This window comes from Agrobacterium sp. NPDC090283, assembly GCF_044769685.1.
Taxonomy (GTDB): Bacteria; Pseudomonadota; Alphaproteobacteria; order Rhizobiales; family Rhizobiaceae; genus Agrobacterium.
Window position 1 is genome coordinate 286,350 of the sequence record NZ_JBIVYG010000005.1, and the last position, 25,768, is coordinate 312,117.

Consider the following 25,768-nt stretch of genomic DNA (forward strand, 5'->3'; position numbering starts at 1 on the left):
CCTACCGATTTCCCAGTGGTAGGCTCCGCGCCAAGCGACGGATTGGCTGTTTCAAGCCGTGGTTTCCCTACCGATTTCCCAGTGGTAGGCTTTTCCGCTCTTGGCATTGCCAGCATTCGCGGCCGTGGTTTCCCTACCGATTTCCCAGTGGTAGGCTTTGGAAGCCGACGTACGCGGCCTGCGCAGCAGCCGTGGTTTCCCTACCGATTTCCCAGTGGTAGGCTAAGCGGAACGACCGGTGCGCGACAACCTCGGCCGTGGTTTCCCTACCGATTTCCCAGTGGTAGGCTCTCTCGTTGCTTGATTGTGTCGTGACAGGGGCCGTGGTTTCCCTACCGATTTCCCAGTGGTAGGCTGCAGGGGCGGTTGCCGTCTTTGTCTATGACGCCGTGGTTTCCCTACCGATTTCCCAGTGGTAGGCTCGCAATGAGGATGCACCCCGCGATAAACACGCCGTGGTTTCCCTACCGATTTCCCAGTGGTAGGCTACCTTCGATGTAAGCAATTGTTTCAACTCTGATTTCCGTCCTTTTGCCGGGGCGGAAATCAGAGGAGGACGAGCTGTTGGGCTGCAGCTTTCTCGGTTTTGGTTGATTCGCCAATCAACAGCCTCATACGTGCATATTGTCGCTCGGTAACGGATAGTGTACGCACGCTTCCTTTCGTGGGAATGCTCTTCATCACCCTGGCCAAGTGTTTATCCACAGCTTCTTCACCCCTGATGATACGTGCATAGACAGACAATTGCAGCATGATGAAGCCATCGTCTTTAAGGAATTTCCGGAAACGGGTGGCGTTGCGCCGTTCGGTTTTCGTGCCGACAGGAAGATCGAAAAATACGAAAAGCCACATGTAGCGAACCTCTTCAGCTTTCATGAGATCACGCGTTCATCAGCAAAGGACGGGAGAGCAAGAAGCGTCGGCGTACTGTTTGCGATGCAGCGGACGAAGCTTTCAGCAGCCTTTTCCGTTGCCACCAGAAGGCTAACCTTTTCGCTCGAAACCAATACATCGGTCATCAAGATTCCAGCCATGGCGCGCCGATCGTCGATTGTCAGGTCCTCACCGGGTAGCCGTCCCTCAAATCTGGCGTTGACGAGCCGATCGACAAACGGGCGGAATGGCTCGAAAATATCGTCCGCTAGGTTGAAGGCGTTCGTAACGCTGGCATGGTTGAGGCCGAAATTCGGTAGAAGGCCATGGCAAACGAGCGCCCGCGCAACGCCCGCTCTCAAGACGGCATAACCGTAATTCAACAGCTTATTGCGCAAATCCGCCGCGTCTTCGCGAATGAAGTTTTCAAACAACGTCCTCCAATATTCCCGTGCCGCCCGCGCCTCGATATTCTGCGGATCGCCGGAGCCGACGCGTTTGCTCATCGCCATCAACGCCTCGGCGTCATGTCCGGCCATGGCCAGATGGTGGGCCTGATTTTCGATCTTGCGAACGATGATCCGCTGCCAGCATCTTTTCTTGAACGGCTCGGAAAGAGCAACCTGGGCAGCCGCCACACCTGCCTGCCGGTGATGCTGGAGAAAAGGCAGCATCACGCCATTGGGCGTATGGCGCTGATCCGTCGATACGATGACGATGCCCGCCTCCATGCAGGCGGAAAGCAGGGTCGATGTCAGCGACGCATGGGCGGCGTCAAGTACGATATAGGCCAGATCCTCGAGCGGGATGCGCACTTCGCCGTCGTCCTGCGCAACGACGAGCTGCCCGTCTGCCGTATTGAGCCGTGAGGGTCGGCTCAGATGCACGCCTTTCCACGCCATGTGCGGGTTTCCTTCGCCACGTTGAATGTCCGGCCAAGCCGGTCGACGGTGAGTTTCTGCAGGCTGTGAAGGGTGCGGGCGCCGATCCCCTTGCGAATATTGGTCTGGTCGATGATGCTCGACAGGATGATTGCACCGGTGCTCCTGTCCAGACCGCGAAAATAGCCGAGATTGCCGTCAGCCTGCCCCTCAGGAAAGAACACCGTGCCGCTCTGATCCACCACTTTCAGCAGGGTCATGGGCACCATGGACCAGAGAAATTCGTAACTCGGGTCCATGACCGGCCACATCTCTTCCGGTTTATTGGCTGTTACCGCCCGCATCGGCGGGCTATCCAGCATGGCAATGTCATGCGGATAGACAGGAACCCAGAAGAACTGCCAGTTTCCCTTGGCGTTCGCCTTGCGGAACACGTCCACCCTTGCCATTTCGCCGCGGTCCGCCGTCCCGGGCGGATTGTTGTGCCCGCCGCGATACAGAAGCACATTCACCTTGCCCTTGCTTTCCACGCTGATCTTGCCGATAGGATCGCCCTTGGGAGATTTCGGCAATCTGTCCGACTCCCTGGGTTTACCGGCCACGATCCATTCCCGCAGACTGGCAATGGTGGCCGCGTTACGATCGGGATCCTTGATCTTTTCGAGATCGGCCAGAGACAGCTTCTCTATGGCCTTTCGACCATAAACCTTCTTTGTTCCATCCTCTTCGACAATCTGCTGGATGGTCGCGTCATGCGCCTTGCCGCGCGCCCGGTGCCGCGGCGCCCGCGCCACGAAGGCGCTGCCGACATGCTCCAGAACCTGTCCGTGGAAGCCCGACCAAGGCTGGCCGATGTTGCGCAGGAGGTCACCATTCTTGTCGCCGCGTTTTTCCAGCTCCTGGATCTCGCGCGTCGCCCGGTTGAGCAACGATTCCGTGGTTGCGGCAACGATGGTGGCGTCAAGCGCATGGTGCCGGTCATCGGGAATGCGGTTGCCATCCCCATCCTTCTTGATCCATTGCAACCCCCAGGCACGACGCAGCCGGTCGGTCAGTGCGCCGGGCCGGGCAAAAACACGCCGTCGAAGGTCGCCGTTCTCGTCCCGGATGTCGGGCAGAACCTGTTTGAGAGCCTCGGCCAATACCCGGCAGGCCCAGCGCGTATCGTTAAGGTTGCTGTTGCGGAACCGTTCCTGCACCTCGGCTGCATTGCGAAGAGAATAATTGCGGCGCTTCAGTCCCTTCATATTGGGAATTTCCCGCAATCTCGCCTCGAACGCTTCCCATGCCTCCGGCGTCTTGTCGGCGAAAAACCACTCATAGGGCGTTCGCCCCTTCTTGTCCTGGTTAGCCTTGGCGGTACAAAGCGTCTTGTTGTGAAAGCTGTCGTCGCCGAAACGGCCCCAGGGAAGAATGTGATCGACCTGAACGGTGTTGTTGCCGTCCAGCAATCGTTCGGCCGCAATATATTCGTCGGTGTAAAGGCAGCGGCAGTTCTGCTGCTCCCAAAGCTCGAACCGCATCAGTTCGTCAATGCCGCGCGCACCCGCAAGCGGCGCGCGCCCAAGCTTTTCGGCGAAGATTTCGCGCAGCTTGTCCTTCTGCCTGTTACGCTTTTCTATCCCGCGATCGATCTTGCCGCGCTCCTCGATGGACTTTCCGACATCGCGGGCCATTTCCACATGGATACGGTCGGGTAGGCCAAACTCCTCGACCAGCGCCTTGATCTGCTTCAGGGCTTCTATGATCGCCTTGCGCGCCGTCGGACTGCCGATCAGCGATGCGGAAACCCGTTCCTCCGTCAAAATACGCGCCAGCGCCAACTTGCCGACTACCGGCTGTCCGTCTTCGCCCTTGAGATCGAAGGCATGGCGTTCGCGGCTTACCGTATGGTCGTATCCAACCATGGCGCAGGCCTTGTCATAGGTCAGCCCCTGTAAAAGACCGGGAATGATAGCGCGGGCGGCCTTGGCCGAGAGATGCCCGGCGCCGCTGAAACCGTCGAAATCACCCTTTTGCGCCGCCGCCACGATCGTGTTGCGAAGGTCGGCATCCATGGCGATCCCCGCCAGGCCAAGCTTGATCTGTTCCATGTCGTGACGAAAGGTCACGACCTGCACGATCCGGTCAAGAATCTCCGGCCGCGAGCGGAGGGATTGCCAGCTCATCTCGCCATGGTTGCCGGCGATCAGCTTGCGCAGCCGCGCCGTCCCGTCGGCGGCATCCCCCGACCGGGCGACGACATCACGCTTGCTCTCCTCATCCGGCTTCGCCCCATCGAAACGCACATCCGCGGGCAAACCGAGCTTTTTGCGCAAGTTCGCGAAAGTCACTTTTGCGGTCGCCCCGAAATCGGAAGAGGCCTTGCCGATTTCTTCCACGCTCAGCCGCCGCGACCCACCACCGGGCTCGATCAGCGACAGGGTGTTCAGCCGGGAAAGAAAACGGAAAAGCTCAAACGACGGCGCGCGACGCGACGCACGCTTTTCGTCGCGCTCAAACAGGCAATCTCCGACCATCGCTTCGCTGTCCTGCAAAGAGCCTGGAAAGAAAGCGATCCGGCAGAACTCCTCTTCAAGCGCCTCGGTCGCCAAATCCTGTCCCATGCGCCGTTGCGCTCGAAAAAGCTGCCGGACTTCGGCAGCAAGATCATCACGCAGCAGGGAACGGCTATAATCGCCCTCACGGTTGCGGAACCGGCGAACCTCCTCCGTTCCACCGTCTTTTTTCGGCGTCAGCCGCAGGACATAGGCGTCATCTTCGAACAGCATGCGCGCCGGCGTGGCGTAACGGGCAAGTTTTTCCTTGGTCCTGGCGCTTTCGGCCAGCATTTTCCCGTCCTCGTCCGCCGCATTTTTCTTCGCGCCCTTGGCGGTGGATTTGAAACCGCGATGCCGGGCGATATGGCCAAGTGCGATCGCGAATTCGGCGCCGGTCAGCACGTGGTCCAGCCCACGGTTCCTGAAGCGCCAGGGATCCGCATGGGCGATCGCAAGTGCGTTCTTCTCCGCATTCGGCAACAGCCCCGCCTTGGCAAAAAGCGCGCGGATCTCGTTCATCCGCTGGCGCCGCCGCTTGATGACACGCCGTTGTCCGCGAAACAGCCGGCGCATTTCCGTTTTGAGCTTCGAGCCCATCTGGCTCTTTTCTTCCGGGGGATCGAACATCCAAACCCCGGCGGCTACGACCCGACCGGAGGAATTTTGGTCCTCGGTATTCACGAAGATTTCGATGACCGACCAGCCGATTGACGCAATACCAATATCCAATCCCAAAACACGCATAAACCCTACCCTCTAACCACCAGTAGCAGTTGAATTGGATTGACATGGGGAAGGCAAGCTCATTAAATGGCAACGGGAAATCGGTAGGGAAGCCACGGTAAAGTGGTATTCCACTGAAGGATTATCCCCGATGGCGGAAACGCTATCGGGGAGATTCCTTTTAAGACGCATCTGCATATCACGCATGTCATCTCCCTGTCTGTTCGCGCTCAGGCCGGACGACGAAGCTGGCTTGTGCTATTCTTTTGCTTGCTCTCCCCGGTATTTTCCCTGTCAACGGCAGCCTTGTCGATGGACGGCCGTATCGCCTGTCCGCCGGCAATAGGCAGCAGCAATTCCGGTTGCGTCCGCAAATCCTCAACTGTCCTTCCTTTGCTCCTGCGCTTCGCCGGCCGGCTGGCCGCGACCTCCTCGACCGATTCCCGTTCAAGATTGAGCTCCAGCAGTTTCGCCAGAGCCGCTTCCTCGGAAATATCCGCTGGCCAGCCGTAAGCTAAAGCGACAGCCGCATCCAGATCATCATGTGCATCGATCAACCATTGCGGCCGCAGATTGTAGAGATTGGTCAAGGTCCTCTCCCGTAAAGCCGCCGCAGCCAGGACATCTTTCGGCAGGACGCGGTCGGGATAGCCCGCCACAACTTCCGGCTCGGTGAAAACCAGATCCGCGGGGTTGAGCCAGGCATTGCGAAGCGCATCGAGCCGGTTCGCCGTAGCCGCGATGGCAATCGCGCGCGGGTTACGCTGGTAGCGTTGCGCCGGAATATCCGGCGTAAGGCCTTCAGGGAATGGGAAGGTTTCGAATGTGGTCGTCGGCGTGTAACGCGGATCATTTCCAACACCAAGGAATGTCCCCATCTTTAACGACCACGTCTCGTGAAATCGCGAATGAAGCAAGCCGAATGTGACTGCGTCACCGCGAGCGATGGCGATAGCCGCACTATCGGCCAGCACCTGTTTTTCCATCCACACAAACAGTCGATGCTTTGCCACTCTAGGCGTCGCTATATAGCGTGTTAGTGAAGACAGGTTTGCAAGCATCGCCGGACGCGGCTCCACATGCCGCCACCAGCGTTCGCGATAGGCGTCACGCCGATTTTTCTCACGCTCCGGCAGCACATGCGCGACCAAAAGGCCGAGATCCCCCTCATCCAGTCGCAAAGACCGGCGCTGGTCGAACAGGCCGCCGTTGAACCAGGCGATCTCGCTCAGATCGAACTCGCCACCTTGCTCCATCGCCTCGAAAAGCTTGTCCAGGTAAGCCTTTGCTCCCTCCGGCTTCTCTAGCGAACGCTTTAATAATTTGCTGAAAATATTGTCGGGCAACAATTTCACGCTCTGCGCAAAAAAAACAGAACACGAGTTGATTGACGAAATGGGCAATCTCCTCAGCGCTACCCCGGCCCTGGAGCCGCAACGCGATGGTTGAAAACGTGTCAGCGGCTTCAGTAGTGACGGCCGCACGGGTTTTGACCGGCTTCAGTTTTTCCGGATCGAAGAACACATTCCGTAACATCTCGCGGGGGGCCGGCTCGGCAAGATCCGCCAGCCGAATTTCGTAGGTGACCGGAACGGTATTGGTCCAAGCCGTATGGATGCGAAACCGCTCAATGTCGCATACGACATGCAGCGGTGGACTGTCCAGCGCGGCGGCATAGCGCAGAAGCTGAAGCAACGCCTCGTCGAGATTGCCGTTCTTACGCTTGTACTCCCAGGCAAAGTGATCTTTCTTCCAGACATCGGCAAACCCTTTGCCGCCACCTGTTTTTGTGGCGCCTTTTTCGAAAACGAAGCGTTGGCCGAAGGGATCCGATTGGCTGGGCGTGGGATGATCGAACATGGCGCAGAGATCAAGAAAATGCTCTTGAGAGGTCTGACGTTCGTTAAGTGAAGCTTTGCTCCATTTCCGGATAAAAGACACTGGAGTTATAGGCGTGGATACGCCATCATACAAACTCATGATGCACTAACCTCACGCGATACCATCAGCGAAGATTACAAAAAGCAAAAAAATTTACAATGAAAATTAGTTTTTATAATTAATACGTAATATTTCTATATAATTACTTTGTATATCGACAATATCGAACAGGAAATAAAAAATTAATAGTGTTTTTTGGCGTCATGAAATATATTAAAATGATATTTTAAGCATGAGCGAATAAAATTGAATTTCACATTCAATAATTTTGGATAAATTCCACTTTACACGCCCATTCAAGTTAAACTCGCATACTCACCTGACGCCCGTTTCCACGATAAGTAACAACAACACGCTCCTTTAGGGCGGCGATACCCGCTTGCCGGTACGCTGCACGCGCGCTCTGTCGCGCCTCAAATTAGCGAAGAAACCTTTCTGCGGCATCTCCTGCTAGACATCATCAGCATCACGATCAGGGGCCCTGCGCCTAACAACCTGGGCGATATTTTATTGTCCACTACATTTTATTATTGAATTTTGGAAGCGCCCGGATTAAAAAGCAACCAAGCCTAAGGGTTTTAATCGATGGTAAATCGATAACCTCACGTTCGTGCTGGATCTGACTTCGTCACTCTGAACGAAGCAACTGCCGCGATGAGGATGGTTAGCTCCACATATGCAGCCACCTAAATAAAGTATCTCCGGATAATTTCATCAGGCGTCCAGTCAGTATATTTGCGACAGCAGTGCATTGGATCGAAATTCTCGGCAGGCGGCAGCGCGTTTTACGGGCGCACTCATGTCTGACCGGCAGAATGGAGTGGAAAATGCCGACAGACGAAATGCTGATCCTCGTCGACGGGAACGATATCCCCGTTGGTTTCGACACCAAGCTCGACATTCACAGACGCGGCGCCCTTCACCGCGCCTTTTCTGTGCTGATTTTCGACGGCCGCGGTCGCCTGATGCTCCAGCGGCGGGCCGGACGGAAATATCATTCGGCAGGATTGTGGACCAACACCTGTTGCGGCCACCCCCGTCCGGGAGAGGAAACCGGCCTCGCCGCGAAACGACGCCTGCGCGAGGAAATGGGGTTCGACTGCGACCTCGGCAAAGTTGCCACCTTCACCTATCGCGCCCTGTTGCCCAATGGTCTGATCGAGCACGAATATGACCATGTCTATGTCGGCCGGTTCGATGGCGAACCGGAGCCGGATCCCGCCGAAGCGTCAGAGTGGTGCTGGCTGGACACGACGGCGTTGCGGGAAGCAGTTGCCGCCAGACCGGACGATTTCACCATCTGGTTCCGGGAAATGCTGGCCCGCGCGCCACACGACGGCATCGAGCATTGGCGCACGCTCGCCGTCGCGATGCGACCGGCCGGCGAACTGGCGCTCCACCCCACCGAAATCGCGGCGCGACCGTCATGAACCGCGCGCCAGCCACCATCGACACGCCCGACCAATTGCGTCGGTTGAGCCGTCGGCACCTTTCGACGGTTGCAGAGGACCTGCGGGCCTTCGTCCTGCAAAGCGTCGCCTCCACCGGGGGGCACCTTTCCTCCAATCTCGGTTCGGTCGAACTCACAGTTGCGCTCCATTATGTCTTCGACACGCCGCGCGACCGCATCGTCTGGGATGTCGGCCACCAGTCCTATCCGCACAAGATCCTGACCGGCCGCCGCAGCGCCATGAAGACGCTGCGCCAGACCGGCGGCATGGCCGGTTTCCCGGTCCGCAGCGAATCCGAATATGATGCATTCGGCACGGCCCATTCGAGCACCAGCATCTCCGCGGCGCTCGGCATGGCGCACACCGCCGGATTGAGGGGCGAGGATCGCCACTCCATCGCCGTGATCGGCGACAGCGCCTGTAGCGGGGGGCTGGCCTTCGAAGCGCTGAACAATGCCGCGCTGGATCGCAACCTCAGGCTTCTGATCATCCTTAACGATAACGACATGTCGATCTCTCCGGCCGTGGGCGGCTTGCGGGCGCATCTGGCCGACGTATTGGCGAGCCGTGGCTGTCGCCGCGCGGCCCCTTGCTCCAAGGCCGCATTGGAGCCGACAAAACGCGCGCGTAAAGACAAGGGCTTACCCGGCCCGGCTCCGGGAGGAACGCTGTTCGAAACACTGGGCCTTGCCTATACCGGGCCAATCGACGGGCATGACCTCAATGCGCTCGTCACGGCGCTCCGGCGCCTGCGCCACCGCAAGGGCGCGCAATTCCTGCATGTCGTCACCCGCAAGGGCTATGGTTACCCGCCGGCCGAGCGCGATCCGATTACCTATCACGGTCCCGGCAGGTTCGATCCCGCCCTCGGCATCAAGCCGGCCGATCCCTCACGCCCCTCCGCGCCCAGCTATACCCAGATCTTCGGCCGCTGGCTGTGCGACGAGGCGGCGCGCGACGAGCGCGTGGTCGCGATCACCCCGGCCATGCGCGAAGGATCGGGTCTGGTCGAATTCCAGCGCCGTTTTCCCGATCGCTATTTCGATGTCGGCATTGCCGAACAACATGCGGTGACCTTTGGCGGCGGACTTGCGGCGGAAGGATACCGGCCGGTGGTGGCGATCTACTCCACCTTCCTGCAACGCGGCTACGACCAGTTGATCCACGACATCGCGCTACAGAGCCTTCCCGTCACCTTCGCGCTGGATCGCGCCGGCGTGGTCGGCGCCGATGGTTCGACCCATATGGGCGCCTTCGATCTTGCCTATATGCGCTGTGTGCCGAACCTGGTGGTCATGGCGCCCGCCGACGAGGACGAATGCCGGCAGATGCTGCATACCGCCCTTCTGCACAACGGCCCGGCGGCGGTCCGTTATCCGCGCGGAACCGGCCCCGGCGTGACGCCGCGCGAGGAACTCATCGCACTCCCGCTCGGGATCGGCGAAGTGAAACGGATGGCCTCGCCCCGGTACGGACCGCGTGTCGCGATCCTGGCGTTCGGGTCCATGGTGGCGCCGGCCTGCCTCGCCGCGGAACGGCTGGATGCAACCGTCGCCAATATGCGCTTCGTCAAGCCTCTCGACCGTGCGCTCGTGGAACGATTGGCGCGGACCCACGATGTGCTGGTCACCGTCGAAGAAGGCTGTATCGCGGCCGGCGCGGGAACGGCCTGTCTGGAGGCGCTGTCGGCCCTGCGGCTGACGCGGCCGGTGCTGCAACTCGGCCTGCGCGACGCCTTCGTGCCGCATGGCGATCCGGCGGCGTTGCTGTCGGCGGCCGGTCTCGACCCCGACGGCATCGAAGCGTCGATCCGGCATTTCATGGACGGTTTCACGCCCAGCGCCGTCAACGATATTTTTGCCGGAGCGGTCACCGAGGCCCAGGGCGCCGTTCACAGTATCGCTCCTCCCCTGCCAACCCCTCGTCGTGGAGGATTGCAATGAGCCAGCTTAACCTCAACCATAGCCAACGCGCCGACAGCATTGCCGGGTTCGTTCCCTTTCGCGTCCTGCGCGGCGCGGACACCAACGCCTATGAAGACAAGGTCGTCTACACCTATCAGGACAATCCCGAGGATTGGCGCAAGGCGATCGGCGACTACCTGATGTTCCAGTTCGGCGTCTATGACGATCCGCTATCGACGCCGCCGATCTCACTCGATGAATCGGGCATCAAATATTTCGATCGCCAGCTCAAGCTGGCCGGCGTGTGGGACGATGACCGCCGGCAAATGGGACGCATCCTCGATATCGGCTGCGGCTGGGGTTATATCCTCAAATATCTCACCGAGCGCTTTCCGGAATGCGAACGCTTCGACGGCGTGAATGTCAGCCGGTCGCAGCTTGAATATTGCGCGAAATTCCACGCTTCGCTCGATCTTTCCGACCGGATCAATCTCTATCTGTGCAACGCGCAGGATATCGACCTGCTGCCGGATCAGACCGTGCCCTATGATCTGGTGATCATTCGGGGCGTCATTTCCCATTTTCCCAATGAGCTTTATGAGCGGGCGATGCGAAAGCTCGCCACCCGCGTCCGGCCCGGAGGGCAGGTGATCATATCAGACAATCTCTACAACATCCCGCCTGACGACTATCAGTCGGACACGGTCGACGACGTCGACCGGCTGGCGTGCAAACATCGCAAGACGCCCTCTTATTTCCGGCAGGTGCTGGAAGAGAGCGGCTTCATTGTCGAGGATATGCGCGTCTTGCCGGCCAATATCGACGTTGTGCGCTGGCTGATGGATTCCAAGGCCAATATCGAGCAGCACTTCACCTCGGCCAATATTCCGCTGCCCCTGGAGGAATTGCGTGTGCTTGCGGAGAACTGGTCGATCGCGCTGATCAAGAACAAGGTTTCCACCTATAGCGTGATCGCGAAAAGGCCGGGGGCGTAAACAGCGCCGTCATCCACAGTCACGAGAATCGTGAAAAACATCCGGAGACCCTTATGTCGAACGATCAGGATGTATTCGCCTCGGGAATTATTAAATTCGGCGATAAATTACATTACCCCGAACCCAATTTCGTTCTCAAGCATCTGTATCATCCCGATACGGAGGTTGCGCTGGAAAAGGTGCGGGCGGCGGATTGGCCCTGCATCGAGGCGTTCTACAAGAACAAGCGGGCGGCTGAGACCTATCATAATCAGCGCCTGCCTCTCTGGTTCTCCCTGGCCTGCCCAACGGCATTAAGCGATCGGGTCTTCTGGACGATGCAGATGGGGGATCTGCTGACACTGATGGATGATCATTTCAGCAATCCTCATGTGATCAACAGCCCCGACAGGCTGCAGGAAATCGAAAAAATCTATATCGCCGCTCTGGACGGCATCCGACCTTCCGATCTCCATCCGGTCGGGCAGCTGTTCCACGACAACATACAGCATATGCTGAATACGTTGTCGCTCAACCCGCCCGCGCGCCAGCGATTATACGATGCGGCGTACAAGCTGATCATGGCTCTTTCGCATCCCCTCGTCCGCCATATTCAGACGCTCACGCTGGAAGAATATCTGGTCTTCCGGAGATATGACGTCTTCATCGACATATGCGCCACGATCATCGAATTCGCCATCGATGTGGATATGGGCGACGCCCTGGAGACGAGCGAGGATCTGCGTCAGGCAAGGCTTGCCATGATGGACGGGGTCTTGATCACGAACGACATCGGCTCGTTTCGCAAGGAATTTTCCAGCAACGAAGCGATGAACAGTCTCTGGGTATTCGTCTATCAGGAGAAACTGGATGTTCAGGGCGCGCTTTACCGGGCCTTCGAACTCACACGCCAGCTGGAACAGGACCTGATCGCCGCGCGCGACCGCGTACTCGCCTCGCCGCTTGGCGGGCGCACTGACGTCCAACGATATCTGACCGCTTTGGAATACATGTTTTCGGGCAATATCGAATATAACAGCATCTCGCCACGCTATATCGGCCCCGACGCGAAGGGAGCCTTTCATTCGGGCGAGATCGTCCTTGAGCAGTTCAGGATGCCTGTGCACATTGCGGGGGAAAATTTTCTGGCGGATGAATGACGCCCTCCCTGTTCTTTCATCCATGCTGAGTGAGAGTTTTCCGGCGATTTGACGCCCCACCCCGGACGCCGCCGAGCGCTAGGAAGCCATCATTGTCAAGCGCCCAGTTCGGGCGGGGTCAACGTGCGCTACATTCCGCTTGAGGTGCAAAGCTTGTTCGGGGGCAAGATTGTCTGGGGCCTGCCCGCGATCGTCTGGCTGGCGGCTGCGGTTGCCATGATCCTTGGGGTCGTGTTGAGGCTTACGAGGTTCGGTCGGCATGTCTATGCGATGGGATCGGATGAAGAAGCGACGCGCCGAGTAGGAATTGACACTCCGCAGCTGACAGTGCAGACCTTCGTTCTGATGGGTGTCTTGGCCGGCATTGCACCAATCGTGGACGTAGCCCGTTTCACCACAACTTCGATTGGCGGCCATACTACCGACAACCTTGCCGCAATTGCGGCCGTTGTGATCGGCGGTGGCAGCCTTTTCGGAGGGCGTGGGACCATCCCTGGAACGCTGGCAGGCGATTCATTCCGGTAGTCCTGCAGAACGGCTTTATCATTAATGGCGTGCAACCCTTCCGGCAAAGCGTTGTCATCGGTGTTCTTCTGATCGTTGCGGTTGGCCTTGATCAGGCACAGCGAAGCCGCAGCTCCGGTCAATAGAGAGGCAGAAAGTGACCCGTTACGGACTTGCAATCGGAAAGCCCGCATTCGGCGTCGTGATTGACCGTCGCATGTCGGTCGCCGTTCAGGTGTTCGACCTGATCCGCCGCGAAATCATGGATGCCACCCTGTCTCCCGGCGCGTCCCTATCTGAACACGCCCTGTCACAGCGCTTCGGTGTAAGCCGTACTCCGATCCGAGAGGCTCTGTTGCGTCTGGCGGAAGATGGATTGGTCCAGATCGTGCCTCAGGTGGGAACCTTTGTCACGCACATCAGCCTTGCGAAGGTCTATGAGCGCAGTTCATCCGCGAGGCGCTGGAATGCGCCGCAACGCGGGTGGCCGCTAGATCAGCGCACCTAGATGTGGCGCTTCTGGACAGCATCATGGTCCGGCAGAAGGCGGCGGCGAGCGCGGGCGATGTCGATGCATTCTATGCCGCAGACGAGGATATGCACGCGGGCATCGCCGTGGCTTCGGGTATCCGCTCGCGTGGGCGGTTGCACTCAATGAAAACCTGCAACTAAACTGGTCCGCGATACGGTTCCAGTGCTGGTTGCGTTGCGGCTGTTCCAACTAGAAAGCTGGATCAACGCTCTGTCACGGTTTTTGGAAGTCAGGGTGCTCAAGACGATGAGTTCGGTGTCTTCAACTGCCACCATCAGACCCGACCGCGATCATTCATGCTGCCATACAGTGCTAGTACACCACCATCCACGGTTTATCCTTCTACCACTATAATCGAAAACCGCGAGAGTCTGTCTTGACACACCTGCAGGATGCCTCGATTGTGGCGGAAAATGGGTGAAGTAGAGCTTGCCGATGCCAGAGCATACCCCTCAACAAGACCAAGTTTCTGACCTATCCCTTGGGAGTATATTCGCAACTAACCAGTTTGAATCGCGAGACGAGGTAACCCGTCTTCTAGAAGAAATGGCGCAAGCCGTTCCCAATAAAGACGACAACGCAACGCTGCAAGCCCGCCGACGCATTCGGGCAAGAAGAGCGAAGTGGGCAGGTGCTGCCGTTCTCATAACCGCCGTTGCACTTGCCGGCGGCGGCGTAGCTTCGGGTATCATCCGCCTACCCGGCTCCCCTATCACCATCTCGACTATCACCAATGCCGTCGATCGTGCGCGAGTTCAGTCGATTATGGGCTCGCTTGACCGCCGTGAAGCCTTAATTGTGAAGGCCGAGGAGAGGCTGAGGACCGATCGTGGGGCGCTCGACGAACAGATATCTTCCGCCCGCGCAGATCAGCAGCGCATTGCAACTCAACAAGCCGACCTTGAGCGTCAGAAGCGAACGCTTGCTGAGGCACAGTCCGCTCTGAGCAGGGAAAGGACCGAACTACAAGCCGGGCAACAGAGGCTCAGCGCGGACCAGGCAGCTCTCGCAGAGGCAAAGACGGACCTGGAAGCGGCACGACTGACTTTCCTACAGCCAAGCCAGGCGCCAGCTGCATCGGGGTCATATAATCAGCCGCAGTTGCAACCGCAGCCTAACGCTCGTGCTCGCTTTGTTGCAATGGCTATCGATCGAGGGGCAGACATCGCCGTGGGCTGGGGTGAAGACCTACGATCCGCCACCCAAAGCGCACTGAGAGACTGCTCGCGCTTTTCAGGGGGAGACAGATGCAAAATCGCAATTAGCGCAAGTGACTGTATCAGCATCGCAAGGAGTGGAATCAACGGCTGGGGAACTGGTCGTGGCCCTAACAGAAATGCGGCCGCACAAGCTGCGATACGAGAGTGCTCAAGGACTGGCCTCTTCGGATGCACCGCAGCACGTCAAGAAACCTATTGCCCATAAAATACGGAGCCGAAATGTCTGTGTCATCTGAAATCCAATTTGCTGAAAACCCGGAAGACCGCGTCCCGGTTATATTGATTGTAGACGTGTCTCCATCCATGGAGGACAAGATTGCTGAACTGAATGATGGCTATTCGGGTTACATCGCCGACCTGCTGGCTGATCCACTTGCATCCCTTCGTGTCGAGCTTGCCATCGTCACATGCGGGGACGGCAATCGCTTCATTCCGTTCGATAGAGCAGAAAACCACCGCCGAGAGTTTCAAATCGACGCGGCAGGATCGACACCATTGGGCGGAGCAGTCACGATGGCGCTCCACGAGCTTGAACTGCGCAAACAGGAATACAAGCGCAATGGCATCAACTACTATCGGCCATGGCTTTGGATCATGTCGGATGGCGAGCCAAATGATGACAATTGGCGTCAAGCTGCCGCGAATGCCAGGAAAGCGGAAGAGGACAAGAAGGTCAGCGTCTACTGCGTCGGGATTGGTGATGCACAGGGGATGGTGGAGAACCTTCGAGAATTTTCGCCCACGCGCACAGCCAAACTCGATAAGCTAAAATTCCGGGAAATGTTCAAGTGGCTTTCCAATTCCCAGAAGAAGGTATCCCAGGACAAGGCTACGGGCGCTGCGGTCCAACTTGATCCGGTCACTGACTGGGCAACGGCATTTAGATGAGCGAACGCAATGTGGCTTCCAGCTGAACTCAGTGTACGTGGCAAGGGCCACGTAGTCACAGGAAAACCATGTCAGGATGCGTCACGCAGTGCCACCTGCCTGGATGGCAAATGGCTTGTCGGCGCCGTCGCCGACGGTGGGGGCTCCTTGGCGTATTCCGACATAGGCTCGCTGATTGCCAGCGACTATGTCGTCGCCTTGACTCAGGAATTCATTGAGAAGACCAATATCGATGAAATGCCTGCCGACGAACTGCGGGAAGTCGCTCACCAGCATTGGCTCCAGACGGCTGTGCAGATCCGGGAGCTCCTGAAACACGAAGCGGCAATCGAGGGAAATGATGTCGGCCAGTACGGCACGACGCTCATCGCGTTTGCAATGAGCAAAAACCGGCTCATTGCGTTCCAGCTTGGTGACGGCTTCCTAGTTGTTGATGGTACCAGTGATGAAGACCGCCCCTACCAATTGATATTCGAGGCTCAGCAGACCGAACACGTGGGGGAAGTAACCTGGATCACCAGTTCTGCGTGGCAACGCGAAGCTCGTTCGTCGGTCCGAGAGGGCGATTTCAATTTTGTGTGCGCGTCCACCGATGGGCTAGAAAAGGTAGCAATTGTTCAGAGCTCCCAACAGCCGTTCGGGAGTTTCTTCGGGCCTCTGATGAAAAAGGCAAGTGAGTCGTCAGACGCCCATGGTTTAAGGGATGTGTTGGCCTCGATCCTGAATATGCCTTCGCTCGATCAGAAGACCGACGATGACAAGACATTACTTGTGGGCCTGCGACTTTCATGAGCAAAACCGGAGCACTCACAAATACTCGATACACCGCTGTCGACCGAGACGGCCGGTCCACCAGCGTCATTCTGCAAAATCTCATTAGTGAGAGCGGGGAAGGCGTTTTGTACTGGACTGACCAGGCAGATATGGTTGCGAAGCTCTATCATAATCCAACCGCAGCAAGGGTAGAGAAACTTCATCTTATGCTTCGCCAGCCGCCCATAGATCCGGCAGCTCCTAACAGGTCAATCATTTGGCCGACAGCGACACTGCGAGACAGCGGAGGCTCCATCATTGGCTTCGCCATGCCGGGCGTGAAGCATGGTCTCATCCCAAGGTCACTTTACGTTCCGCTGGAGCGGAAAAAGGAAGCCCCTTCCCTTGACTGGTATCATCTGCTCCAGGCAGCGCTTAACGTTGCGAAAGCTTTCCAGTCAATCCACGACATGGGTTATGTGATCGGAGACGTGAAGTCGGACAACTTGTTGATCACGCCAAGCTTGAGAGTCTGTCTCGTCGATACCGATTCATTTCAAGTTGTTGATAAGGCCACAGGGAAGATCCACCCTTGCCCCGTAGCGTCTGCAGATTTCGCTCCACCGGAAATGCAGGGACCGAACAAGGCTGTACTAGCAACCAAGGAACACGACAATTTCGGCTTGGCCATAATCATTTATTCGTTTCTCTTCACCCGGCACCCGTATAGTGGCGGAATCCTTCCGGCCCAGCACGAGGCCATCCAAACAGAAGATCGAATCGCAAGAGGCCTATGGCAATGGAACAAGCGAGTGCCCCTTCCCCCACATAAGGGTTCAATTCCGCTTGAAATCGTGCATCCGAGACTGCTCGAACTCTTCAGACGCTGTTTCGACGACGGCCACAGCAACCCATCCATCAGGCCGCAAGCTGGGGAATGGGCGAAAGCCCTACGGGAGGCCATTACTTCGGTAACATGGTGTGCAAAGGAACCCCTCCACGTTTACTCCAAAACCTATGGAAGATGTCCTTGGTGTGAACAGAAGACTGGCGGTCTCGACATCTTCAAGGGCGGAAAAGAAGCCAAGAGCCGATCCCTGAAACTACTTCTTGATGAATTCGATGTTTTCATCAAGAGAGGTGACCTGCCGGCTGCATTGGAACTCATCGATCACCACAGTGTCCTCAAAACGGACGAACGGACAGCGAGAGGCCGCGAAATAATAGGGCGAAATGCAGCTACAATTAGCGAATTTCGGCAGTTTTGCATCGAGATCAAGCAGGGCGCCGACGAGGTCAAGCTCATCAAGGATCTGAAAAAAAAGCCTGCCCTCCGTGCCATGGCCCAAGCAAACAACGATACCCGCCCTCATTTAAACAAGTTACTAAAGCTGTCTGCAATTCTCGATCGGTTGGATGCAGCCATTGAAAAAGCTGAGGGCTTTCGCACACGAAAAAGTATCGTCTGCGAAGAGGCAATCGTGAAGATCGTCCGGGAAAACATCGACGTCCTGTCCGCTCATAAGGGAATCCAGTCCTTTTATGGAGAAAGGCTCGTAGCGGCAAATCGCAAGGTTGTGCTAGTCCAATCTGTTCTAAAGGCGATAGCAGCAAATGACGCTGTCGCGATTGTCCAGCACGTCAAGGGGCATTGGCAGGACCTGAAGGATCTTATTGAGCTGCGATCTTATACCGATCAGATAAGCGATCTCGTCAAGGCAGAGGCGGTGGCTGAAAGTTTCGTGCAATTGTTTACGAGCGGTGATCCTGAATCTGCAGCGCGGACTTGGGAGCGAACGCCGGGGCTTGGCTCATCCCCTTTTGCAGACATGCCACGCCCTGATCTTAGGGGCAGAACGATCAGGGTAGCCTACAAAAGCATTCGAGAACCACGAACTGAAGTCGATGCCTCCGACATGACAAGCATGTTAGCGAATGTGGTTGCAACGGAACTTGCCGCAAACACAACACTCACACCATCGCAATCATCACAACCGCCAGTCACTGAAAAACAAGGTCCTTTCGATGCAAGACCACACATCTGATATCGCCGCGCAACAGTCGCCCCACGAGGTCGACAAAGATCTTCCGTCTCCCGACCAGGGCGCACCGATCACCGATGATAACGATTGGATCATCCTGGATACCCTACTGCAGTTTTCCACGAGACCTGACCTGCGCCGGCCATTTTCGGAATACACCGACACGGTTCGGGAAATAGTAGGTGCTGATCCATCACCGACATTTCTCCTGAAAGCGGCCGATATCGGGACAATTCCCGGCATGGATCATGATCACCGCACCGTGTTGCTCGCAGTTCTGTACGGTCTGTACGCAGATTACAGCCACGAAATGGGTGTACCATTTCTCTCCAGGCTCTTGCGGTCGGCAAATCAGTGGCATCCAACGGCGCAGCTCCAGCTGCTAGAGAAAGTAGTCTCTCTCTACGGCATTCGTGAAATCTCACTAGTGGACGCGGCAGAGATCCTACGCGCGATAACTTCGGCCTATCAGGGCCAGCGGGGATTGGACGATGAACAGAACACTCGCGATGTAATATTGGCGTTGCAGAGCATGGGAACATCACCGGCGTTGCCAGAAGAATGCCGATCAGTCATTCTCCAAGTGCGTGACGAACTCTGCAGACGCACCCTTCGCGTCATGTCCCTTTCAGCACTTCGTCGATCCATCCTGTTAAGCGCTAGCCAGGAAACAGGGGCGACCGGTGCCACACTTGCGGCAAAAATTGTCGATAATCTTGGACTCAAGCGCTTCGTTGAAGCTCCCCCATCGCTCGCGTATGTATCCTGCCTTCTCAAGTTGGTGACAGGCATTTCATTTTCTGAGGCCCGCGCCCTTCTGGTGTAGCTAGGCCCTCATGGCGTGCCGTTAGCCGGGCTTCGCAGGGCAGACGGCCCCTGAGACGAACGAGCCGGGTGCGGTAGCGCGGACTTTGGGCTACGAACGCCGATGACACTTGATGGTAGCGTTGCCGCGGCGAGGAGCTGCCGCGGGTCGTCGTAGTACGACTTGAATTCGGGTCGCTCAAAATAATACCATTTGCTTCCATGGATTGGCCGGTGATCGTCGATGAAGATCAGCTGCGTGTGCCTGCCGAGGCGGCGCACTTCATCTGGGGAAAGTAGAGGTCTCCCGTGCAACGCATGGCCCGTGGAAACGTCAACTGAGAACGCGGACGCTTGCCGTTGGGAAGGTGTTTCGGTCACAACCGTCTTTTGTCCAAGTTTCTCAGATATATGCTTTGCCGTTTCCAGATCCTGAACATTGAACGCCATGAATGCACCGCTGTTCGCGATAATCGTCCTCGTCTTTTCCTTGTATAGAAATTCTAACTGGCCAAGGTCTTGCACGATAATCCAAAGCTGGATCTTGAAACCAGCCAGAATGGTCAAGCCGTTCTCGAACTCCTCCATCCTGCCTAGATTGGCAAACTCGTCCAGAAGAAAAAGGATCGACTTGTCGGTTGGATTTGGGTAGGCTCGGCTGAGCGTTTTAACCGCCATGCCAGAGAAGATTCGCAGTAAACTGCGGCATTCGTTTAACCGGTCCGGCGGGATGATCAAAAAGAAGCTGGTTCCTTTTTTGCGTAGATCCTGAAAACTGAAATCGCTCTTTCTTGTTGCCTCGTCAAGTACACCACCGGGCGCCCAGCACAACATCTGGTTGTTGGCCGTTGTCAAAACGCTGGATCGCGTTTCGTCGCTCATGTTAAAGAACGAACTCCCCGCCGCCCTAACCGCGCTGTTCGGGTGCATGGACATATTTTGGAACATCGCATCCAGCTTATCTGGAGACAGCGTAAGCAATCGCTTGATCATCCCTATGTTCCGATCAGCGGGCGGCGCATTGTGCAACGTGAAAATTATCAAGGCGGCAATGAGGTTCCTCCCCTCCTGCTCCCAGAATTTGTCTCTATCGGATCCGCTATCTTCCAGGATCAGGCTAGCCAGTATCTGAGCATCGGTGAATTCGTCCTTCGTACCCTTTCGGACGAAGTCGAGCGGATTGATGCCTACCGAGACGAGCCTGTCATCGTATGGGGCGAAGACGTGCACCTGTCCGTATCCACGACGGCAACGTTGTGTGGCGAGGAAGTTTTCGCCCTTCACGTCGATGACAAAGACGGAACCCGGATAAAGAATAAGATTCGGGATAATGTGACAAGCGCCCTTACCGGATCGCGTGGGTGCCAATGTGATGAGGTGCCGGTCACCCTTGTAGATGACGGGTAAATCCACTTCTCCCGCGGCGGCCTGACCCCCAAGCAATATTCCGTTTGCTGAGCTGTCGGACTCAACCGTGAGGTCAAGATCAACAATTTCATTCGAGGTTAAGAACCGTGCGTCTCCGTATAGGTCACTCGACTTGAGGTCGCTCAGGGTCCGCTGATGCTTGCGTTTGTTGATCGCATTGAGAACGACTCTTCCGAGAAGACCCGTAAATGGAGAAAGACCGCTCATTTGCCCCGACCCAAATATTTCCCTGGCTGTATAATGCCACCGAAGTTGTTTTATGCAATACTTGCTTCTGGGCATAGACAAAGGGGTTACTGGTGGAAGACGACAAGAGAAATCCGTCGAAACGTCTGTCGAGGATAGCGAGCAAAGCTATAATGGGTGCCACGGTCTTAGGGGGTGCAGCGGCTCATGTCGGAGGCCTTGCAGAGGACTATCGTCTGGATCGAGTCGATCTCAACGCGGACCGGTCAAGCCAACGGACGGCAAACAACCATGATCTCTACGCAATTCAGCAAGAGCAGGAACTGGAGCGACGTAAACTAGAGCGTGAGAGAGCCGGAACCGAAAAAGAGCGCAGCGACCGCAAAGGGCGTGAAACCGACCAAAACCGGCCTATGACACTGGAAGAACGCTCTCAGGCTAGAGAAGCACGCCGCCGGGCTCAACCTGATCGAAAGCGTTGAAAAAACGCCTCACCCGGTTTGGCAGGCGCAGCACCAAACCGACTCCATAGTTCGGATCGCTCTGAAGTTGCGGCCAGCCGAATTCACCTTTGCCAGCTTCACAGCCCGAAGGCCGAGAAATTTATTTAGGTTCCGTGGATCATAGCATCTGGGTGCACGGTTCCTTTCACAAGCTGACAGCCCAAAAGGCGAAGACGGCAAGATACGAGATGGCCGCCGAAATGCAGCGTTTGCCAGCAGGCGATTATTGACAAGCCGTGCTTAGCCTATGATGGTATGGTGCATGAGTTAGAATCGAGTCGGTTGCCCCTTTCCACGGACAGATCAGCTCTTGATGGGAATCGAACTGGCCGCCCTGTTGTTAGAAACAGTCCCCCGCCTCCAATTTCTCAAATCACCACATTGGCATGACCACGGCAGGATGACCGATTCGGGGCGGAGAACGGACTATCCGCTGGTGGACGCATTTGCCGGATAGCTGTCGTTCAGTAACGGACCTCAAGCCAGGCGTCCGACCCTGCTCGTTCGCGCATGCAGGACGGCCGTTTGGCCATGCTCAGAGGTTTTCCTTGTAGAAAGGGATCAGCTTCGCCAACGCCTGTCCTACCGGTTCCGGTTTGTCATAGAGGTCATAGTGCGACCAACCCTCTACGACGACCAGTTCCTTCTTCTTCGAGGCTGCGCGTTCGATGATCTCACAGCCATCGCGATAGGCACCGAAGGCGCCGACCTGATCACCAACCACGACGCAGAGAGGTTGGGTCAATAGAACTTCGGCGAGATGGAAGGCATCCCAACCGACTGCTGCGGCCTGATGTGACAGGAGCGAACGGTTCAGACCATTCGGCTTCTGGCCACGCGGCGTGCGGTAATAATCAGTCGCCTCCAGTGGGTCGCGGTCGGTAACACCGGCAGCACGCGCTTCCTCAACGGAATTGGCCAGGAGATTGTCGACGTGGAGAGCCGCGCCCCGAGCCTCGGCGGTCCGCTGCTTGGCCATTGCCTCCAGTGCGCCGATTGGGTTGAGGCCGGTGAAATTGCCCCGCATCAGGCGACCATAGTTTGCGCCAGTGACCGTGCCGACCGCCTTGATACGGCGCTCGGTCATCGCAGCGTTGATCGAATAGCCACCGCCGCCGCAGATACCAAGGGCGCCGATGCGATCCTCATCGACATAAGGGAGTGTCACCAGATAATCGGAGACATGGCGGAAGTCCTCGACGCGCAGCGTCGGGTCTTCGATGAAGCGTGGCTCGCCGCCGCTGGCGCCCTGGAAGCTCGCATCGAAGGCGATAACGACGAACCCTTCCTTGGCGAGCGCAACACCATAGACGTTCCCTGAGGTTTGATCCTTGCAGCTTCCGATAGGATGCGCGCTGATGATGGCCGGATACTTCTTCGACTTGTCGAAGTTCGGCGGGAAATGGATGTCGGCGGCGATATCCCAGTACATATCGTAATTGCGGATTTTCACGGTTTCCATGATGCGATCTCCTTGGTTTCCGGATTAGGGGGTATTTCTACCGGCCGATTGGCCGGATCCGTCACATGAAGGCAGGCTTGTCGCCATCGGTATCGGGCTTGTTGACGCCGATGTTGCGGTTGCCCAGAGCGCCCGGCATTGCGGCCAGTTCAACAACCAGCGCCGCCACGCTCTTGCGTGCGATTTCAGTGCCCTTGAACGGCTCGTTGCGCTCGGTGGCCTCATAGTCGACCTCGTCGGCGTCAGTCAGCCACGCCGGACGCAGCACGGCATAATCCAGCCCGGATGCCTCAATGATATCCGCTGCCTTGCGATACGGCGGGAAATACTCGCCGATCTCCCGGTTGTTCCATTCGCCGAACTTGCCGGGCACTTCGTCGTAGATGCCGAGCGTGGTGCAGAAGATCAGCTTGCGAATGCCGGTAACGTTCATGGCGGCGATGATCGCGGCTGCCTGTGTATCGACGTCGCCTGCGAGGTTGGCATAAACAACATCCTGGCCGGCCATGGCGTCCTTTAACTTGGCAGCGTCGTGAACGTCGCCTTCGACAACGCGGGTGTTGACAGGAACCTTGCGGCTCAACTTCTTCGCATCGCGCAGGAACAGGGTCAGTTCGGTATCGTTCCGCTCCGCCAGCATATCGACGACATGCCGGGCGATCTGCCCGCTTGCGCCGAGGATCAGGATTTTCGTCATGCCGTTCTCCATGCCGTTTTTTGATGAGGTTAACATGCCTCCCTCGACGGCCCGGCAAAATGGGGGCATCCTTCAATGAGTTTGAAGCAGTAGTTCATAATGAGAGCCTATGGATCGCAATCTCCTTCCTGCCATCGCCGCTTTCGCGGAAGTCGCCCGGGAGGGAAGCTATACCCGAGCCGCCGGCCGGATCGGCATTTCCCCGTCGGCGCTGTCGCAAGCGATCAGGACCCTCGAGCAACAGCTCGGTGTCCGGCTGCTAAATCGGTCTACGCGCTCGGTTTCACTGACGGATGACGGCAGGAAGCTGCTGGCCCAATTCGAACCGGGGCTTGCCATGATCTCGCATGCAGTGGTTTCGGTCGGGGAGGCGCGCGATAAGCCGAGTGGTGAAATCCGGCTGAACGCGCCGCGTGTCGTCGCACATCATTTCGTCGAGCCGCACCTGGGAGAGTTCGCCCGCCGGTATCCTGAGGTGCGTGTTGAACTATTCATCGATGATGGTCTGGGAGACATTGTGCGGGAAGGCTGCGACGCTGGCATTCGTCTGCGCGAAAGCGTGACGGACACGATGGTTGCCGTACCGATCACGCCACCTTTTTCCCTGGCTGTCGTCGCTTCACCGGCCTACTTTGCCGCCAATCAGGCTCCAAAGCTGTTCGAGGATTTGGCAAACCACAATTGCGTTGGCTTTCGCCAGTCGAGCAGCGGGGCTGTTTTTCGCTGGGAACTGACGGACCCTCGCTTAGGCGAGGAGCGGCTGTTCCAGCCTGTCGGAACATTTGCCACCAACAGCGACGACGTCATGCTGAGTGCCGCGCTCCAGGGTATCGGCCTGGTGATGCACCTGGACTTTGCCGTCCGTCAGTATCTGGCTTCCGGCGCATTGGTGCGTGTGATGGAGGATTGGTGCCTGCCTTTCGAGGGCTTCAATCTCTATGTACCATCCCGCGACCAGATGCCGGCCAAGCTGCGCGTCTTCGTCGACTTCCTCATCGAAAAGCGACGGCAGCTAGAGCGGTAGGCGCCTTGCGTCAGCCGTGTTCTTCGAAAAGAGCGGGCTGCCTCGATTTACAATCGTCCGTTTTCCACCCAATTGACCGACATCTTCGCCTTGAAAGGATTTGGACCTCAGACCAGTCTTAGTGACATCCTATGCAATTGAAATTATTAGAAAATCTGTGGCAATCTGGCATAAAAGTTCGCTCGATGGAGGGCATCGACCTTCGCAAGCCGGACCAGTACTTCTGTCGGAACGCTGGACCGGCGCCAAATGTCATCGACAGACGCGAAAGGGTTGTTCACGCGCGCGGTCACGAGCCGGGCTGCTTCCAATATTCGGATCGTTCCCAGCGATTTCTGTCGCATGCAAAACACATGGGCGTCAGTTCTTTTTCGGTGAGAGTTACTGTGCGTCACCCCATCCGCTCGGACGCATAGCTGCCCGGGCTTGGCGGGAAGACCACGGTGCGGTTGCCGTTGATGAAGGTGCGGTGGTGGATATGGGCGTGGATGGCGCGGGCCAGCACCTGGCTTTCAACATCGCGGCCGAGCGAGACATAGTCGTCGGCTGACTGTGCGTGGGTGATGCGCACCGTGTCCTGCTCGAGGATCGGGCCTTCATCGAGATCGGCGGTGACGTAGTGCGCCGTCGCGCCGATCAGCTTCACGCCGCGCTCATAGGCCTGCTTGTAGGGGTTGGCGCCCTTGAAGGAGGGCAGGAAGGAGTGGTGGATATTGATGATCTTGCCAGACATCTTGCGGCACAGGTCATCGGAGAGAACCTGCATGTAGCGCGCCAGTACGACGAGTTCCGTGCCGCTGGTCTCGACCAGGTCCATCAACTGGGCCTCGGCCTTCGGCTTGTTCTCCTTCGTCACCTTGATATGGTGGAAGGGAATGTCGTGATTGACCACCACTTTCTGGTAATCGAAATGGTTGGAGACGACACCGACGATGTCGATCGGCAGCGCACCGATCTTCCAGCGATAGAGCAGGTCGTTGAGGCAATGGCCGAAACGCGACACCATCAGCATCGTCTTCATGCGCTGGCCGTCCGGATAGATATCCGCCTCCATGCCGAATTTTTCCGCCACGGGCTGAAAACCTTCCGTGATGGCCGGGAGGGACGCGCCTTCCTCGGAGATGAAGGAGACGCGCATGAAGAACTTGCCGGTCTCGAGGTCGTCGAACTGCGAGCTATCGACGATGTTGCAGCCTTTTTCCGCCAGATAACCGGAAATCGCGGCAACAATGCCACGGGTCGATTTGCAGGCTACGGTCAGAACATAGGATGTCATTC

The 25,768-nt window shown here is 57.1% G+C and carries 22 protein-coding genes and 1 CRISPR repeat array (1 of these 23 running past the window's edge); of the genes, 13 read left to right on the top strand and 9 right to left on the bottom strand.

The annotated features are described in order from the left end of the window. Positions 1-488: a CRISPR direct-repeat array (repeat unit 36 nt; unit sequence GCCGTGGTTTCCCTACCGATTTCCCAGTGGTAGGCT); it begins 76 nt to the left of the window's first position. Positions 489-546: 58 nt separating this feature from the next. The 5 genes from cas2 to ACIQUH_RS10565 all read right to left on the bottom strand — a co-directional run bounded on the left by cas2 (position 547) and on the right by ACIQUH_RS10565 (position 6,997). Further along, entirely contained in the window at positions 547-876 is a 330-nt protein-coding gene (gene cas2 / locus ACIQUH_RS10545; protein ID WP_400814558.1) for a CRISPR-associated endonuclease Cas2, read from the bottom strand. Further along, on the bottom strand, positions 873-1,775 hold the full coding sequence (gene cas1, locus ACIQUH_RS10550; protein WP_400814560.1) for a type II CRISPR-associated endonuclease Cas1: 903 nt from the start codon (positions 1,773-1,775) through the stop codon (positions 873-875). Before cas1 ends, cas2 begins: the two co-directional genes overlap by 4 nt. Next, positions 1,751-5,038, bottom strand: coding sequence for a type II CRISPR RNA-guided endonuclease Cas9 (cas9, locus tag ACIQUH_RS10555; RefSeq protein WP_400814562.1), 3,288 nt, complete (start codon positions 5,036-5,038; stop codon positions 1,751-1,753). The genes cas1 and cas9 overlap by 25 nt, the downstream gene beginning before the upstream one ends. 209 nt (positions 5,039-5,247) lie before the next feature. Continuing rightward, a complete protein-coding gene (locus ACIQUH_RS10560) occupies positions 5,248-6,273 on the bottom strand; it encodes a type IIL restriction-modification enzyme MmeI (protein ID WP_400814665.1) in 1,026 nt (341 codons plus the stop codon). After that, a complete protein-coding gene (locus tag ACIQUH_RS10565; protein ID WP_400814564.1) occupies positions 6,185-6,997 on the bottom strand; it encodes a type IIL restriction-modification enzyme MmeI in 813 nt (270 codons plus the stop codon). Before ACIQUH_RS10565 ends, ACIQUH_RS10560 begins: the two co-directional genes overlap by 89 nt. Before the next feature lie 788 nt (positions 6,998-7,785). Between ACIQUH_RS10565 and idi the strand changes: the two genes are divergently transcribed. The 12 genes from idi (at position 7,786) to ACIQUH_RS10625 (ending at position 19,212) form a co-directional block, all read left to right on the top strand. Then, entirely contained in the window at positions 7,786-8,388 is a 603-nt protein-coding gene (idi, locus tag ACIQUH_RS10570) for an isopentenyl-diphosphate Delta-isomerase (protein WP_400814566.1), read from the top strand. Continuing rightward, positions 8,385-10,352, top strand: a complete 1,968-nt coding sequence (gene dxs / locus ACIQUH_RS10575) for a 1-deoxy-D-xylulose-5-phosphate synthase (RefSeq protein ID WP_400814569.1) — start codon at positions 8,385-8,387, stop codon at positions 10,350-10,352. Before idi ends, dxs begins: the two co-directional genes overlap by 4 nt. Continuing rightward, a complete protein-coding gene (locus ACIQUH_RS10580) occupies positions 10,349-11,308 on the top strand; it encodes an SAM-dependent methyltransferase (protein WP_400814571.1) in 960 nt (319 codons plus the stop codon). Before dxs ends, ACIQUH_RS10580 begins: the two co-directional genes overlap by 4 nt. Positions 11,309-11,361: 53 nt before the next feature. Next, a complete protein-coding gene (locus ACIQUH_RS10585) occupies positions 11,362-12,447 on the top strand; it encodes a terpene synthase family protein (protein ID WP_400814573.1) in 1,086 nt (361 codons plus the stop codon). Between the two features lie 123 nt (positions 12,448-12,570). Then, positions 12,571-12,972, top strand: a complete 402-nt coding sequence (locus ACIQUH_RS10590) for an ABC transporter permease (RefSeq protein WP_400814575.1) — start codon at positions 12,571-12,573, stop codon at positions 12,970-12,972. A gap of 136 nt (positions 12,973-13,108) precedes the next feature. Continuing rightward, positions 13,109-13,459, top strand: coding sequence for a GntR family transcriptional regulator (locus tag ACIQUH_RS10595; protein WP_400814578.1), 351 nt, complete (start codon positions 13,109-13,111; stop codon positions 13,457-13,459). A 2-nt stretch (positions 13,460-13,461) separates the two neighbouring features. Continuing rightward, a complete protein-coding gene (locus ACIQUH_RS10600; RefSeq protein WP_400814580.1) occupies positions 13,462-13,623 on the top strand; it encodes a hypothetical protein in 162 nt (53 codons plus the stop codon). Positions 13,624-14,623: 1,000 nt separating this feature from the next. Further along, a complete protein-coding gene (locus ACIQUH_RS10605; RefSeq protein ID WP_400814667.1) occupies positions 14,624-14,908 on the top strand; it encodes a DUF4189 domain-containing protein in 285 nt (94 codons plus the stop codon). A 14-nt stretch (positions 14,909-14,922) separates the two neighbouring features. After that, complete coding sequence (locus ACIQUH_RS10610) at positions 14,923-15,591, top strand: hypothetical protein (RefSeq protein WP_400814582.1); 669 nt, start codon at positions 14,923-14,925, stop codon at positions 15,589-15,591. Between the two features lie 9 nt (positions 15,592-15,600). After that, positions 15,601-16,383 carry a PP2C family serine/threonine-protein phosphatase gene (locus tag ACIQUH_RS10615; RefSeq protein ID WP_400814585.1) on the top strand — a complete coding sequence of 261 codons (783 nt, stop codon included), beginning with the start codon at positions 15,601-15,603 and terminating at the stop codon, positions 16,381-16,383. Beyond that, positions 16,380-18,389: a hypothetical protein gene (locus ACIQUH_RS10620; protein WP_400814587.1), complete on the top strand. Its 2,010-nt coding sequence runs from the start codon at positions 16,380-16,382 to the stop codon at positions 18,387-18,389. Before ACIQUH_RS10615 ends, ACIQUH_RS10620 begins: the two co-directional genes overlap by 4 nt. Further along, positions 18,370-19,212 (top strand): hypothetical protein, encoded by an 843-nt coding sequence (locus tag ACIQUH_RS10625; RefSeq protein ID WP_400814589.1) that lies wholly within the window; start codon positions 18,370-18,372, stop codon positions 19,210-19,212. The genes ACIQUH_RS10620 and ACIQUH_RS10625 overlap by 20 nt, the downstream gene beginning before the upstream one ends. A gap of 8 nt (positions 19,213-19,220) precedes the next feature. Here the strand turns inward: ACIQUH_RS10625 and ACIQUH_RS10630 are convergent, their stop codons facing one another. From ACIQUH_RS10630 to ACIQUH_RS10640, 3 genes are all read right to left on the bottom strand, one after another. Then, on the bottom strand, positions 19,221-20,825 hold the full coding sequence (locus ACIQUH_RS10630) for a type IV secretory system conjugative DNA transfer family protein (RefSeq protein ID WP_400814592.1): 1,605 nt from the start codon (positions 20,823-20,825) through the stop codon (positions 19,221-19,223). Between the two features lie 1,017 nt (positions 20,826-21,842). Next, the gene (locus ACIQUH_RS10635) at positions 21,843-22,769 is read right to left on the bottom strand and encodes an alpha/beta hydrolase (protein ID WP_400814594.1); all 927 of its coding nucleotides are present in this window, start codon (positions 22,767-22,769) and stop codon (positions 21,843-21,845) included. A gap of 61 nt (positions 22,770-22,830) precedes the next feature. Then, on the bottom strand, positions 22,831-23,466 hold the full coding sequence (locus ACIQUH_RS10640) for an SDR family oxidoreductase (RefSeq protein WP_400814596.1): 636 nt from the start codon (positions 23,464-23,466) through the stop codon (positions 22,831-22,833). 109 nt (positions 23,467-23,575) lie between these two features. On the opposite strand from ACIQUH_RS10640, the gene ACIQUH_RS10645 reads away from it, so the two are divergent. Next, the gene (locus tag ACIQUH_RS10645) at positions 23,576-24,490 is read left to right on the top strand and encodes a LysR family transcriptional regulator (RefSeq protein WP_400814598.1); all 915 of its coding nucleotides are present in this window, start codon (positions 23,576-23,578) and stop codon (positions 24,488-24,490) included. 391 nt (positions 24,491-24,881) lie between these two features. On the opposite strand, the gene purU is transcribed toward ACIQUH_RS10645, so the two are convergent. Next, positions 24,882-25,766, bottom strand: coding sequence for a formyltetrahydrofolate deformylase (gene purU, locus ACIQUH_RS10650; RefSeq protein WP_400814600.1), 885 nt, complete (start codon positions 25,764-25,766; stop codon positions 24,882-24,884). Between the last annotated feature and the right edge of the window lie 2 nt (positions 25,767-25,768).